The sequence below is a fragment of the Jatrophihabitans sp. genome, from assembly GCF_035474675.1.
In the GTDB taxonomy this organism is placed as follows: Bacteria; Actinomycetota; Actinomycetes; order Mycobacteriales; family Jatrophihabitantaceae; genus Jatrophihabitans_A.
Genome location: NZ_DATINC010000063.1, coordinates 1 through 13,424, shown reverse-complemented (window position 1 = coordinate 13,424; position 13,424 = coordinate 1). Strand labels below are relative to the sequence as shown.

Here is a 13,424-nt window from a genome sequence, read left to right as displayed (position 1 = left end):
GAAGCCGGGGCACCGGTGGTCAGTCCGGTGTGGGGTACAGCCATGGCGGGCAGCATAATCGCCCGTTCCCGCCGCCGAAACGCTCTGCCGGAAACGTCGGTGTCTGCGCAATTCGACGTACTGCCGCCCCGCTCCACGTCACCGACATTGCGATGTCAGTTATTACATATGACAATTACCGGACAAGTTCGCCGCTGACACTCGCCGGTGTCACCGAACGAAGGAGTGGTCATGTCCACCGGGGTATCCCTGCGCGAGCTGCTCAGTGAGGACGTCCGGCGGGACCCGTATCCGTACTACGCCAGGTTGCACGAGCAGGGGACGGCGTTCGCGCTCGGCCGGGGGAGCCGGTTCGCGGTGGCGGTGTGCGGCTACGACGCCGCCTGCCAGGTGCTGCGCGACCCGGACTTCGGCGTGCTCGACGCGCGCTACCTGGACCGGGGCAGTCCCGGCTGGCGCGAGCACCCCGTGATGAGCATCCTGCAGGCCTCGGTCTTCAACACCAGCGGCGAGGACCACGTCCGGGTCCGCCGGCTGTTCGGGCGGGCGATGACCGCGGCGCAGGTCGGCGAGCTGGAGCCGATGATCACCCGGATCGCCGACGGCCTGATCGACCGGCTGGCCCGCTCGGCCCGCGACGGCGATCCGGTGGACTTCATGGCCGGCTTCGCGCTGCCGTTCCCCAGCGACGTGATCGGTGAGCTGCTCGGCGTGCCGGCGCCCCACCGGCCCCGGCTGCTGCCGCTGGTGCGGGTCTTCGACTCGGTGCTGGAGCTCGGCCAGCACTCGCTCGCCGAGATCAGGGCCGCCGACGACGCCGGCACCCGGCTGTACGAGTACTTCAGCGCCCTGGTCACCGGCCGGCGGGCCCAGCCGCGCGACGACCTGATCTCGGCGCTGGCCCGGCTGGCCGGGCAGGACGGCGAGGAGCTCACCGAGGAGGAGCTGCTGGCCAACCTGGTGGTGGTGTTCAACGCCGGCTTCCGCACCACCGCCAACCTGCTCGGCAACGGCCTGGCGCTGCTCGCCGGGCACCCGGACGCGCTGGCCGCGCTGCGGGCCGACCCCGCGCTGGCGCCGTCCTACGTCGAGGAGATCCTGCGCTTCGACCCGCCGGTGCACTTCGCGGTGCGGTGCGCCCTCGCCGACGCCGAGATCGCGGGCGTCCCGGTCGAGCGCGGCCGGCTGGTGCTGGTGCTGACCGGCGCGGCCAACCGCGACCCGCGCCGGTTCGACGATCCGGACACCTTCGACCCGAGCAGGGTCGACAACCACCACCTGGCCTTCAGCATCGGACCGCACTACTGCCTCGGTGCGGTGCTGGGCCGGGCCGAGGGCCGGATCGCCTTTCCGCGGCTGCTCGACCGGTTCGCAGACCTGGCGCTGGCCGGGCCGCCACCGGAGCGGCGCGCGCTGATGCTGCGCGGCTACGACCGGCTGCCGGTCCGGCTGCTGCAGCTGACCAGCGCCGGCCGCTGACCGGCGGCCGGGCCTTGTCTGCAGGCTCGGACTGTGGACATACTCCCGGCGACATCTGCCCGGGTTCTCCCGGGTTGGCGCACCGGAACTTCAGGCAGGAGATGGTGGTGGCCGTCGTCTGGACCCGCGACCTCCTGCGGTACGGCCTACCGATCCCCCGATGAGCGCGCCGATCCTGATCCTGGCGGCGGGCCAGCGCTGCGGCAGCACGCTCGTCCAGCGGCTGCTGTCCTCCCATCCCAAGGTGCTGATCTGGGGGGAGCACGCCGGCCAGCTGCGCGAGGTGCTCGCGGTGGGCGAGCGGCTGACCGACTGGACGGCCGAGCACGGCGAGCTCGGCCGGCTCGGCTACGCGCGCTCGGGCCACCAGAGCTTCATGGCCAACCTGACCCCGGAGGCCGGTGCTATCGACGACGCGGTGCGCGCGTTCGTCGAGGTGCTCTTCGCCCAGCCCGCCGCGGATCTGGGCAGGCCGGTCTGGGGGTTCAAGGAGGTCCGGTACGGCCTGGCCGAGGCGAGGGCCTTCCGGCGGCTGTTCCCGGACTGCCGGGTGGTGCATATCACCCGGAACCCGCGCGACATCCTGCGCAGCCTGGAGGTGTGGGAGCGGGGCGAGTGGAAGCGCGCCGACACCGAGATCGCGATCCGGGACTGGACCCGGGTCGGCGCGAGCTTCTGGCCGGCGCCCGACCTGCCGCCCTGGGTGCTCCGGGTGCGCTACGAGGACCTGGTCGCCGACCCCGCGCACTGGTCCGTCCGGTTCGCCGAGCACTGCGGCCTGGAGGAGGAGCTGCTCGACCGGCGGGTGTTCGACCGGCGCATCCACGCGGTCGGGCTGGGCGGCCGGGTCCGCCGGACCATCCTGGACTGGGCCGACCTGCCGGCGTCGCTGCGCGCTCTGCTGGACGACGACGAGGTGCGCCGGGTGGCCCGCGCCTGCGGCTACTCCCTGGACGATGACTCCCTCGACGGTGACTCCCTCGGCGACGATTCCCTCGGCCGCGACAGTGCCCCCGACGGCGACGCGGGGAGCCGCTGATGCCGCCGGCCTGCAGCGTGATCATCCCGACCTACAACCGGGCCGGGCTGCTGCGCCGCACCCTGGACTCGCTGGTGGCCCAGACCCTGCCGCGCGCGGACTTCGAGGTGCTGGTGGTCGACGACGGTTCCAGCGACGACACCGCCGAGCTGGCCCGTAGCTATACCGATCGGTTGGACCTGAAGTACTTCTTCCAGCCGGACGAGGGCTGGCGGGTGGCGCAGGCCCGCAACGTCGGCATCGCGCACGCCGCCGGCGCGGTGTGCGTGATGGTCGACTCCGGGGTGCTGCTGCACTCGGGCTGCCTGGCCGCCCACCTGGACAGCCACCGGCGGGCCGAGGGGCCGGTGGCGGTGGTCGGCTACGTCTACGGCTTCGGCACCGACGGCGACGAGGCGGCCGAGATGGTGCGCGCCCTGGAGTCCGGCGGCTTCGACGACCCGGACGCCTTTCTCGACCGGCTGTGCGAGACCGGGCGCTGGGCCGACGTCCGGGAGTTGTTCTACGCCAAGTACGCCGACGAGTTCGCAGACCTCCCGGCGCCCTGGATCATCTACTGGACCTGCAACGTGTCGGCCCCGACCGACCGGCTGCGGGCGGTCGGCGGGTTCGACGAGCAGATCCGCAGCTGGGGCGGCGAGGACCTGGAACTGGGGTACCGGTTGCACCTGGACGGCGTCCGGTTCCTGCTCAACCGGTCGGCCAGTTCCGTGCACTCCCCGCACGGCTCGAGCCTGGCGTCCCGGATGGCCGAGGCGCGCGGCGTGCACCGCTATGTCGCGCAGAAACACGGCACACCGGTGATGCGGCTGCTGCCGTTGCTCGGCGGCGCGCTGAACTTCCTGACTTTCAACGACGTCGTCAAGGGCCGCGGACTGCCGGACTGCCGGGAGTACCTGCGCCAGCAGGCGACCGCGTCGGCCGCCCAGGGCGCCGGGGAGTAGCCCGGTGCGGTATTCGCGCAGTCACCTGACGGGCCGTTCTGAGCCGATATGCTGGCGGTTGCCAGCCTCCCCGCCACCTGCGACCATCCGTGCCTGCCCTGCCGTCGCACCCTCCGGGCGTCCCGCCCCCGAAAGGACCTGCCGGTCATGAAAGAGAACATCCGCGAATTTCTCCTGCAGTCGCTGAAGGAGATGAATTACAGCACCGACGGAATCGACGACGACACGGTGCTGGGCCCGGCGGGGGCAGACCTGCAGTCACTTGCCCTGGCCGAACTGGCGGTCCGGGTCGAGGACGAGTACGGCGTCCGGTTCGACGACGAGGAGGCCGAGATGCTGGCCGGCATGACGGTCGGCGAGTTCTCCGAGCTGGTGGCCTCGCGCGCTCCGGCCAGCTCGGCTTCCTGAGCAGTCACCAGCGCGCACCGGCCGGAGGGGAACATCGTGGCCACAAGCATGGCGGTCACCGGCATCGGGCTGGTGAGCCCGGTCGGCAGCCGCCCCGCCGAGGTGTTCGCCGCGGCCTGTGACGGCTGGTCCGGCGCCAGCCGGCCACCGGAGGACCACCCGCTGCACGGCCTGCTCGACGTGGCTGCCTTCGCCCCGGACATCGACCCGGCCAGCGTGCTGCCGGCCACCGAGGCCCGGTTCGTGGACCGGGCCATCGTGATGGCGCTGCGGGCCGCCGAGGACGCGCTGGCCGACGCCGGCCTCGAGGTGGGCCGCGACGTGGACCCGTTCCGGATCGCGGTGGTGGTCTCCGGGGTGGGCGGCCTGGCGCTGTTCGAGGAGCAGGCCAACCTGTACGCCCGCAAGGGCCGGCTGGGGGTCAGCCCGTACCTGCTGCCCGGCGTGCTGCCGAACATGGCCGCGGCCCGGATCGCGATCAAGTTCGGCATCCAGGGCTACGCCACCTCGGCCGGCACGGCCTGCGCCGCCGGCGCCCAGTCGGTCGGCGACGCGCTGCGCATCCTGCGCGCCGGTGAGGCCGACGTGGTGCTGGCCGGGTGCAGCGAGGCGCCGCTGTTCCCGACCTTCGCCTCCGCCTTCACCAACGCCCGGGCGCTGGCGCACGGCTGGGCCGATCCGGCCGAGGCCAGCCGGCCGTTCGACCGGCGCCGCAACGGCCTGGTGCTCGGCGAGGGTGCCGGGGTGCTGGTGCTGGAACGGCCCGAGCACGCCCGGGCCCGGGGTGCCGCCCACTACGCCGAGGTGCTCGGCTGGGGCGCCACCACCGACGCCTACCACCCGACCGCACCGCGACCGGACGGCTCGGCCGCGGCCCGGTGCATGCAGCTGGCGCTGCGCGACGCCGGCCTGGAACCGGGCGACATCGGCTACCTCAACGCGCACGGCACTTCCACCAAGGCCGGCGATGCCGCCGAGCTGCGGGCGATCTCCGCGGTCTTCGGTACGGCGAGCCCGCCGGTCAGCTCCACCAAGGGGGTGACCGGCCACATGCTGGGCACCTCGGGCGTGATCGAGGCCGCGATCGGCATGCAGGCGCTGCAGCGCGGGCTGCTGCCGCCGACCGCCAACCTGGACGACCCGGATCCGGACCCCGATGTCGACCACATCCGCAAGGCAGCCCGGACGGCGCGGCCGCGGGCGGTGCTGTCGAACTCCTTCGGCTTCGGCGGCCACAACGTCAGCCTGGTGCTGGCCAGCCCCGGCCCGGCCGGGAACGATCCAGCCGGGAACGATCCGGCCGCGAACGATTCAACCGGAAACGATCCAGGCGGGGACGGCTCAGCCCGGAACAACTCGGCAGGGGGCGAGCGCTGATGGCCGATTCCGCCGAGCTGTACCGGACGGTGCGGCTGATCCGCCGGTTCGAGCAGCGGGCCATCGACCTGGTCCGGCGCGGCGTGATCCCCGGCGGCATCCATCCCTACATCGGGCAGGAGGCGATCGCGGCCGGCGTGTGCGCGGCGCTGCGCGCCGACGACATCATCACCAGCACCCATCGCGGGCACGGCCACGTGCTGGCCAAGGGCAGCGACCCGGTCCGGATGCTGGCCGAGCTCGCCGGTCGCGAGACCGGGCTGAACCGGGGTCGCGGCGGGTCGATGCACGCCGCGGACGTCAGCACCGGCATCTACGGGGCGAACGCCATCGTCGGCGCCTCGGCGGCGATCGCCACCGGGGCGGCCTGGTGGCACCGGCAGGCCGGCCGGGACCTGGTCACGGTGACCTTCTTCGGCGACGGCGCGGTCAACCAGGGCGTGCTGCTGGAGGCGCTGAACCTGGCCTCGCTGTGGCAGGCGCCGGTGCTGTTCATCTGCGAGAACAACGGTTTCGCCACCTCGATGCGGGTGCACGACGCGACCGCGGGCTCCATCCTCGGTCGGGCCGCGGCGTTCGGCATTCCGGCCGAGACGATCGACGGCATGGACGCCGAGGTGGTGTGCGACGCGGCCTCCGCGGCGGTGCGGCGGGCCCGCTCCGGTGGCGGCCCGACCCTGCTGGAATGCCTCACCTACCGCTTCGACGCCCACCACACCTGGGAGTACCAGGCCCGCCCGCGGTACCGGACGCCCGAGGAGGTCGCCGAGGGCAGCGTCCGGGATCCGCTGGAGATCCAGGGCGCCCGGGTTCCCGAGGAGGTCCGCGCCGGCATCGACGCCGAGATCGAGGCGCTGCTGGAGGAGGCTGAGCGGTTCGTGCTGGACAGCCCCGAGCCGGATCCGGCCGGCGCGCTGGACTACCTCTATGCCGACGGCCTGCGCGCCCGGGCGGGGATGAGCTGATGACCATCCTGTCCTACATGAAGGCGCTGAACCGGGCGCTGGGTGCCGAGATGGAACAGGATCCGGCGGTCTGCGTGTTCGGCGAGGACATCCGGGTGGCGGTCAGCAACGTCACCACCGGCCTGCTCAAGCGCTTCGGCCCGGACCGGGTGATCGACATGCCGATCTCGGAGCAGGCGTTCACCAGCGCGGCCACCGGGGCGGCGATGGCAGGCGCCCGGCCGGTGATCGAGTTCCAGATCCCGGCCCTGCTCTACCTGGTGTTCGAGCAGATCGCCAACCAGGCGCACAAGTTCTCGCTGATGACCGGCGGCCAGTTGAAGGTCCCGGTCACCTACCTGCTGCCCAGCTCGGGATCGAGGCCCGGCTGGGCCGGCCAGCATTCCGACCATCCCTACAGCCTGTTCGCCCACGTCGGCATCAAGACGGTGGTGCCGGCCACCCCGACCGACGCCTACGGCCTGCTGCTGAGCGCCATCCGCGACGACGACCCGGTGGTCGTGTTCGCGCCGTCGGGCGCGGTGAGCCAGCGTGAGGACGTCGACTACGCCACGCTCGGGCCGGTGCCGCTCGGGCAGGCCCGGATTCACCGGCCGGGCACCGACGTCACCGTGGTGGCGGTCGGGCACCTCGTGCACGATGCCATCGCGGTCGCCGAGGAGCTGGCCGACTCCGTCTCGGTCGAGGTGTTCGACCCGCGCACCCTGTACCCGTTCGACTGGCCGGCGCTGGCTGCGTCGCTGGAACGCACCGGGCGGCTGGTGGTGATCGACGACTCCAACCGCAGCTGTGGCATGGGGGCCGAGATCCTGGCCACCGCCGCCGAGGAGATGCGACTGGTCGCGCCGCCCAAGCGGATCAGCCGGCCGGACGGCGCGGTGCTGCCGTTCGCCCGCGCGCTGGACCTGGCGGTGCAACCGAGCCGCGAGCAGCTGCGCACCGCGATCGAAGCGGTGCTCAAGCACTCCTGAGGCTGGCCCGCGACCCAGGCGGGAGAGATTGACGTTGTCCCGATGGGCATCGGGCGCACGGGCGGCAGGAACCCGACCCGGCCCGGCGGATTGACCTTCGCGCCGGTGTCTTGTCGAATGCGTCCATGTCGTTGCAGCCGGCCGAGAGCCGCCTCGTGGTGCCCTTCGCCGGAACCGTGTCGGGCCGTGGCCCGCTGACCTGGGGCGAGAAGGCGCTGTTGCAGGACCAGCGCGAGACCGGCTTGGCCCTCAACGCCACCGGTGCCCAGAACCTGGCGGCGGGCACCACGGTGGAGTCCGCGGCGGCCCGGCTGGGCAAGCTGCTCAGCGAGCAGCCGGCGCTGCGGGTGCGGCTCGGCACCGACGAGGACGGCACCCTCTACCAGCAGGTGCACAGCGGTGGCGAGGTGGCCGTCGAGGTGCTGGACTTCGCCGACTCCGACGACCCGGTCGAGGTGGCCCGGTACACCGAGCGGCTCTGGCAGGAGTGGCTGATCGACCCCATCGACCACTTCGACGACTGGCCGGCCCGGATGGGGGTCGTCCGGCATCGCGGCCGGACGCTCTACCAGATCCTGTCGTTCAACCACCTGGTCATCGACGGCACCTCGATGCGGTACCTGATGCCCGAGATGGGGGTGGGCGAGCCGCCCGCGGGGGCCGGCAGAACCACCCCCATCAACATCCTGCAACTGGCCGACTACGAGCATTCCGAGGCGGCCCAGAAGATCAGCCGGCGGGCGATGCGGTTCTGGGAGTCGCACCTGCGCGACATCCCGCCCCGCACCTTCGGCGAGCCGAGCTACCCGGAGGGACGGCTGGGAAAGCGCTACTGGCACGCCACGTTCGGTTCGCCCGCTGCCTACCAGGCGGTGCTGGCGATCGCCCAGCGGTCCGGGGGCGACGTCTCCCGGGTGATGTTCGCCGTCCTCGCCGTCGCCCTCGGCCGGGCCATGGGCCTGGACCGGCTGCGGGCCAAGGTGATTCTCAGCAACCGGTACCGCCCCGGTTTCTCCGAGGTGATCGCCTCGCTCGCGTTGAACGGCATCATCTCCATCGACCTCACCGACGCCACGGTGGACGAGGTGATGGCCCGCGGCCGGCAGGCGCTGCTGGTCAGCGGCATGCACTCCTACTACGACCCGGACCACCTCAACGAGCTGATGGCCCGGCTGGACGACGAGCGCGGCTATCCCGCCGCGGTGACCCTGCGGATGAACGATCGGCGCCGGACCACCCAGAAGTGGATGGCCGAGGAGGCGCGGGCCCGCCAGGTCACCCCGGCCGACATCGAGTCGAGACTGGGCGAGACCTTCTTCTCCTGGGACGGCACGCTGGACACCTGCTACGACGACGCCTTCGTCACCATCGAGGACTACCGCGGCACCTTCCACCTGCAGCTGATCTTCGACATGGCCTGCTTCACCGACAAGCAGATCGAGGACTTCGTCTACGGCGTGGAGCAGGTGGCCATCGAGGCGGCCTTCAACCCGGACGTGCCGGCCGGCTGCGGCTGAGCCCCGCCCGCGCGGGGGGAGCAGCGACACCGTGGCACGGGCACCCCGACGTTGACGTACTGCCGGGGCCTTGTTCGAATACCACCCATGCCTGTGCAGCCAGCCGAAAGCCGGTACGTCACGCCGTACTCCGCCGCGGTCGCGGGTCCGGCGGCGTTGAACTGGGGGATGAAGGCGGTCCTGCAGGACATCCGGGAGAGCGGCTTCTCCCTCAACGCCAGCGGCGCCCAGGCGGTGCCCGAGGGCACCACCGTGGAGAGCCTGGCGGAGCGGCTGGCCACCCTGGTCAGCCGGCACCCGGCGCTGCGGGTCCGGCTGGACACCGACGACCACGGCAGGGACAGCCTGCTGGTGCGGGACTCCGGCGAGATCGTGGTCGAGGTGATGGACTTCGACGGCGCGGACGACCCGGTCGAGGTCGGCAAGTACATCGACCAGCTCTGGCTGGACTGGTTGATGACCCCCTTCGACCACTCCCGTGACCTGCCCATCCGGTTCGGGGTGATCCGGTACGAGGGCGTGCCGATCTACCAGGTGCCCTGCTACAACCACCTGGTCATCGACGGCGCGGCGATCACGATGTTGATGGAGGAGTTCAGCACCGGCAAGCCGGCCGGCGGCACGATGCACCTGCTGGATCTCATCGAACGGGAGCAGACGCCGCAGGCGCTCAAGGCCAACGACCGGTCGCTGAACTACTGGGAGTCGCACCTGCGCGACATCCCGCCGCGCACCTTCGGCGGGCCGGTGCACGCCGACGGCCGGCAGGGCAGGCGGTTCTGGCACGCCCGGTTCAACTCACCGGCCGCCCACCTGGCGGTGCTGGCACTGGCCCGGCGGACCGGCATGGACACCTCCCGGGTGTTGTTCGGCGTCATCGCCACCGCGCTGGGGCGCGCCCGCGAGATGCACACCCTGACTGCCAAGGTGATCTCCAGCAACCGGTTCCGGCCGGGCCTGGCCGAGGTCATCGCGCCGGTCGCCCAGAACTCACTGGTCAGCGTGGAGCTCGCCGACGCCACCGTGGACGAGGTGATCGCCCGCGGCCGGCGGGCCCTGCTGGCCGGTGGCATGCATGCCTACTACGACCCGGACCGGCTCACCGGGCTGATGGCCCGGCTGGACGACCAGCGCGGCTACCAGGCGCAGGTCAGCTGCCGGATCAATGACCGGCGGATGACCAACCGGCAGATCATCGACGAGCTGGCGCGTACCACCGAGGTGACCCCGCGGCAGATCGAGGAGCGGCACCCCGAGACCTGGTTCTCCTGGGACGGCACCCTGGACCACCTGCACGAGCAGGCCTTCATCACCGTCGAGGACCACGGCGACACCCTCCAGCTGCAGTTGATCTTCGACATGAGCTGCTTCACCGAGTCCCAGGTCGAAAACTTCGTGCACGGGGTCGAGCAGGTGGCCGTCGAGGCGGCCTTCGACCCGGAGGCGCCGGCCGGCATCGGCTGAGCCGGCCTTCGCGGCACTCAGCAGCTCAGAGTGCTGATGGAGTCGCAGCGGACCTGACGCAGGTCCTCATCGATCCAGTACGAGCAGAAGACAGCGGTGCCCTTACGCACCGAGCCGGGGATCCGGCCCCACCACAGGTTGCTGGCGATGTCGGTCTGACGCTGCACTCCCCGGTACGGGTCCTGCCTGGTCTGCCGATCGATCCACGTGGCGACCACGGCGATCAGGTCACTGTCCGGTGCCTCGTACTCGATCCAGGCAAGCAGCCGCTCGTGAAAGCCGATCGACTCCCAGAACGGAATATCGCCGAAGGTCACTGCTTCGTTAGGCCGAGGATGGCTCCTCGATCATCATGCGAGAGGGGGTCGCGCAGCCGGTCCTTGGCCCCGGCGAGCCATGCCCGGGTGACCGCTGGGTCGACAGCGAAGTCCTCGTCATCGTCGGATTCATCGGTCGCCTGGTGGTGTGCGAAGTACGCGCCGATCTCGGCCTTGGCCATCACCTGTGACCCACCGGACCGACGGCGGGCATCGGCGACCATCCACGGCTGCTCGTTGTGGGTGAGTGCTTCGAGGTCGGCACCGGTCATGGCGCCGTACCGGCTGATCACATATCCGATCGTGTTGAGGGTGCCCTGGTCGAAGGCGGCTGCCGATACCGGCTCGGCCTGGTCATAGCGCTCGGCTCGCCAGAGCGAAGCGACAACCGGACCGCGGTCCCACGCTTGGAAGTCCTCGGAGAACATCGGCTCCCCGAGCGCGCCCAGATGGTGCCCCTGGCAGTAGTAGAGGAGCTTGTGCAGCTTCTTGGTCCCGACGCCAGGTAGCCGCCGCCGAAGCTCGGCGGCCACGTCCTGAGCGGAGTACGGGGCCATGCGGACATGGTATGGCACACCTACGACAGCGGCCCTCAACCGCTCGTGACGGTGACCGATCGCGCGTATCCGCTGGCCGGTCCAACTGTCCACTGCCTACTGCTTGGGAGTATTGACGCCTGGCTGCGCCGTACCGCAGGCTTACCCCGATTCCGCAGTCACCCGCGGCCGGAGTTCCACCCAGCAGTTTCGAGAATTCAGCCGCACCGCGGCCTGGACAAGATAGGTACCGCCTGATGACCGTTGCAGCCGAGCTGCGGCACTACCCGTTCGAACCGTTTACCGGGGACCTCGACGATGAGCTCCTCGCCATGGTCGAGACGGACCCGGTCACCCGGGTGATCCTGCCCGACGGCCGGCCGTGCTGGCTGGTGCTCGACTATGAGGGCTGCTGCACGGTGCTGGCCGACCCGCGCTTCTCCCGGCTCATCTCGGGCGCGACCGAGGCGCCGGGCGAGGACAGTCCCCGCTCGCTGGTGATGGACGGCGCCCCGCACGCCTGCGTGCGCCGGATCGCCAGCCGGGCCTTCACCGCCCGGCGGATGGACTCCTACCGGCCCCGGGTGCAGCGGCTGGTCGACGAGCTGGTGGACGCCATGATCGCCGGCGGCCAGCCCGCGGACCTGGTGAGCTCGCTGGTGGCGCCGCTGCCGATGCTGGTCGTGTGCGACGTGCTCGGCGTGCCAGCCTCGGACCACGACCGGTTCTACGGCTGGCTGGAGGGGATCAACTCGGTGATCTCTTACGGCCTGGCCGAGGCGGTGGACTCCCAGCAGGCGTTGCGGGACTATCTGGCCGAGCAGCTGGTGGCCAAGCGTGCCGCGCCGGCCGACGACCTGCTCTCGGTGTGGCTCGGCGAGCAGGGCACCAGCGCGCTGACCGACGAGGAACTGGTGGAGCTGGCCGTCGGGGTGCTGATCGGCGGCATCGAGATCAACTCGACCAGCACCGGGCTGCGGGCGCTGTTCCAGCACCCGGAGCAACTGGCCAAGCTGCGCGCGGAGCCGGAGCGGCTGGGTGCCTCGACGGCCGACGAGGTGCTGCGCTACACCACGGTGAGTGCCATGTTCCGGGTGGTGATGATGTCGGACGACATCTCCCTCGGCGGGGTGCACATCCGCGCGGGCGAGTCGGTGATGGCGCTGCCGTGGTACGGCAACCGGGATTCGCGGTTCTTCCCGAACCCCAACGTCTTCGACATCGAGCGGTCCTCGAAGACCCCGCACCTGACCTTCGGGTTCGGCCCGCACTACTGCCTGGGCGCCGCGCTCGGCAAGATGCAGGTCGAGCTGTCGCTGGCCACCCTGCTGCGCCGGCTGCCGAACCTGGCGCCGGCGATCCCGCTGGAGGATCTGCCCTGGCGGCACGACCGGATCAACATGGGGATCGCCAAGTTCCCGGTCACCTGGTAGCCGCTCGGGCCTGAGCAGCCCGGGGCCGGAGCGCTCGACCTCCAGTGGATTCCGTATCCGATTCGTACGCCCTGGCGCTCATAACGGATACGGAATGCAAGCGGATACGGAGATCGGCGGTGGGCTGCCAGTCGGCGGGATCCGGCTACGGCTGTCAGTCAGTAGTTGTCGACGGCGTTGACACGGTCCGGCTTCGAATCATTGTGATCACTGTGAACTGACGCCTACAAGCGCGAAGCCCCGGGCCCTGTCGTCCGGCAGGAAGTCCCGAGGCTCACTTCCGGGTCCACCGCGATGGCCCGGCTACCCCCATCATCCATGCGGCGGAGGTACAGGTCAACCGTCACAGACGCCCTTCGGTCAGTAGTTGTCGACCGCGTTGACCCGGTCCGGCCAGTAGCGGGCGCCGGGCGCGGCCTGGTAGTGCGGCCACCTCGGCTGGTCGCCGGTCGGGTGGTCGCCGAGCACGGTGACCCGCTGGCCGCGCCGGATGTCGCGGTAGTCGTTGACCGCGTAGTGCTGGGTGCAGCGGTTGTCCCAGATCGCGATGTCGCCGGGCCGCCAGCGGTAGCGACAGGTGAACTGCGGCCCCTCGGAGAACCGGAACAGGTACTCCAGGATCGCGTCGCTCTCGTTGCGGGTCAGCTGCGGGATGTGCGAGGTGAACAGCCGGTTGACGTAGAGCGAGCGGCGGCCGGTCTCCGGGTGCACCCGTACCACCGGGTGCTCGGCCCGGCTGGTGAACTCGTTGCCGATCCGGATCACGTGGATCGCGGTCAGCCCGTCCAGGAAGTCCCGCAGCGGCGCGGACAGCTCCTCGTACACCAGGTACTGGTTGGTGAACATGGTGTCGCCGCCGGTCTCGGGCACCTGCAGCAGCTGCAGGATGGAGAACTGCGGCGGGCTCTGGTGGAAGGTCATGTCGGTGTGCCAGACGTCGACCCGGCCGCCGTCCTCGGAGTCGATGATCACGA

The 13,424-nt window shown here is 70.9% G+C and carries 13 protein-coding genes; 10 read left to right on the top strand and 3 right to left on the bottom strand.

The genetic code is table 11. The features are described 5' to 3' along the window. Positions 1 to 231 precede the first annotated feature (231 nt). The 9 genes from VLJ82_RS07605 (at position 232) to VLJ82_RS07565 (ending at position 10,164) form a co-directional block, all read left to right on the top strand. Positions 232 to 1,479, top strand: coding sequence for a cytochrome P450 (locus VLJ82_RS07605; RefSeq protein ID WP_408662732.1), 1,248 nt, complete (start codon positions 232 to 234; stop codon positions 1,477 to 1,479). Positions 1,480 to 1,639: 160 nt separating this feature from the next. Further along, a complete protein-coding gene (locus VLJ82_RS07600) occupies positions 1,640 to 2,518 on the top strand; it encodes a sulfotransferase family protein (RefSeq protein WP_408662731.1) in 879 nt (292 codons plus the stop codon). Further along, the gene (locus tag VLJ82_RS07595) at positions 2,518 to 3,462 is read left to right on the top strand and encodes a glycosyltransferase (RefSeq protein WP_408662730.1); all 945 of its coding nucleotides are present in this window, start codon (positions 2,518 to 2,520) and stop codon (positions 3,460 to 3,462) included. The genes VLJ82_RS07600 and VLJ82_RS07595 overlap by 1 nt, the downstream gene beginning before the upstream one ends. A gap of 147 nt (positions 3,463 to 3,609) precedes the next feature. After that, entirely contained in the window at positions 3,610 to 3,870 is a 261-nt protein-coding gene (locus VLJ82_RS07590) for a phosphopantetheine-binding protein (RefSeq protein ID WP_408662729.1), read from the top strand. 48 nt (positions 3,871 to 3,918) lie between these two features. Then, positions 3,919 to 5,247, top strand: a complete 1,329-nt coding sequence (locus VLJ82_RS07585) for a beta-ketoacyl-[acyl-carrier-protein] synthase family protein (RefSeq protein ID WP_408662792.1) — start codon at positions 3,919 to 3,921, stop codon at positions 5,245 to 5,247. Continuing rightward, a complete protein-coding gene (locus tag VLJ82_RS07580) occupies positions 5,247 to 6,212 on the top strand; it encodes a thiamine pyrophosphate-dependent dehydrogenase E1 component subunit alpha (protein WP_408662728.1) in 966 nt (321 codons plus the stop codon). Before VLJ82_RS07585 ends, VLJ82_RS07580 begins: the two co-directional genes overlap by 1 nt. Continuing rightward, positions 6,212 to 7,183, top strand: coding sequence for an alpha-ketoacid dehydrogenase subunit beta (locus tag VLJ82_RS07575; protein WP_408662727.1), 972 nt, complete (start codon positions 6,212 to 6,214; stop codon positions 7,181 to 7,183). Before VLJ82_RS07580 ends, VLJ82_RS07575 begins: the two co-directional genes overlap by 1 nt. Positions 7,184 to 7,308: 125 nt before the next feature. Beyond that, positions 7,309 to 8,700, top strand: a complete 1,392-nt coding sequence (locus VLJ82_RS07570) for a condensation domain-containing protein (protein ID WP_408662726.1) — start codon at positions 7,309 to 7,311, stop codon at positions 8,698 to 8,700. 87 nt (positions 8,701 to 8,787) lie between these two features. Further along, the gene (locus VLJ82_RS07565) at positions 8,788 to 10,164 is read left to right on the top strand and encodes a condensation domain-containing protein (protein WP_408662725.1); all 1,377 of its coding nucleotides are present in this window, start codon (positions 8,788 to 8,790) and stop codon (positions 10,162 to 10,164) included. Between the two features lie 17 nt (positions 10,165 to 10,181). On the opposite strand, the gene VLJ82_RS07560 is transcribed toward VLJ82_RS07565, so the two are convergent. Continuing rightward, entirely contained in the window at positions 10,182 to 10,481 is a 300-nt protein-coding gene (locus tag VLJ82_RS07560; protein ID WP_408662724.1) for a hypothetical protein, read from the bottom strand. After that, positions 10,478 to 11,038, bottom strand: a complete 561-nt coding sequence (locus VLJ82_RS07555; RefSeq protein WP_408662723.1) for a Panacea domain-containing protein — start codon at positions 11,036 to 11,038, stop codon at positions 10,478 to 10,480. The genes VLJ82_RS07560 and VLJ82_RS07555 overlap by 4 nt, the downstream gene beginning before the upstream one ends. Positions 11,039 to 11,274: 236 nt before the next feature. On the opposite strand from VLJ82_RS07555, the gene VLJ82_RS07550 reads away from it, so the two are divergent. After that, a complete protein-coding gene (locus VLJ82_RS07550; RefSeq protein ID WP_408662722.1) occupies positions 11,275 to 12,450 on the top strand; it encodes a cytochrome P450 in 1,176 nt (391 codons plus the stop codon). Between the two features lie 360 nt (positions 12,451 to 12,810). Here VLJ82_RS07550 and VLJ82_RS07545 read toward each other — a convergent pair. Further along, on the bottom strand, positions 12,811 to 13,424 hold a 614-nt coding region (locus VLJ82_RS07545), incomplete at its 5' end, for a TauD/TfdA dioxygenase family protein (protein ID WP_408662721.1).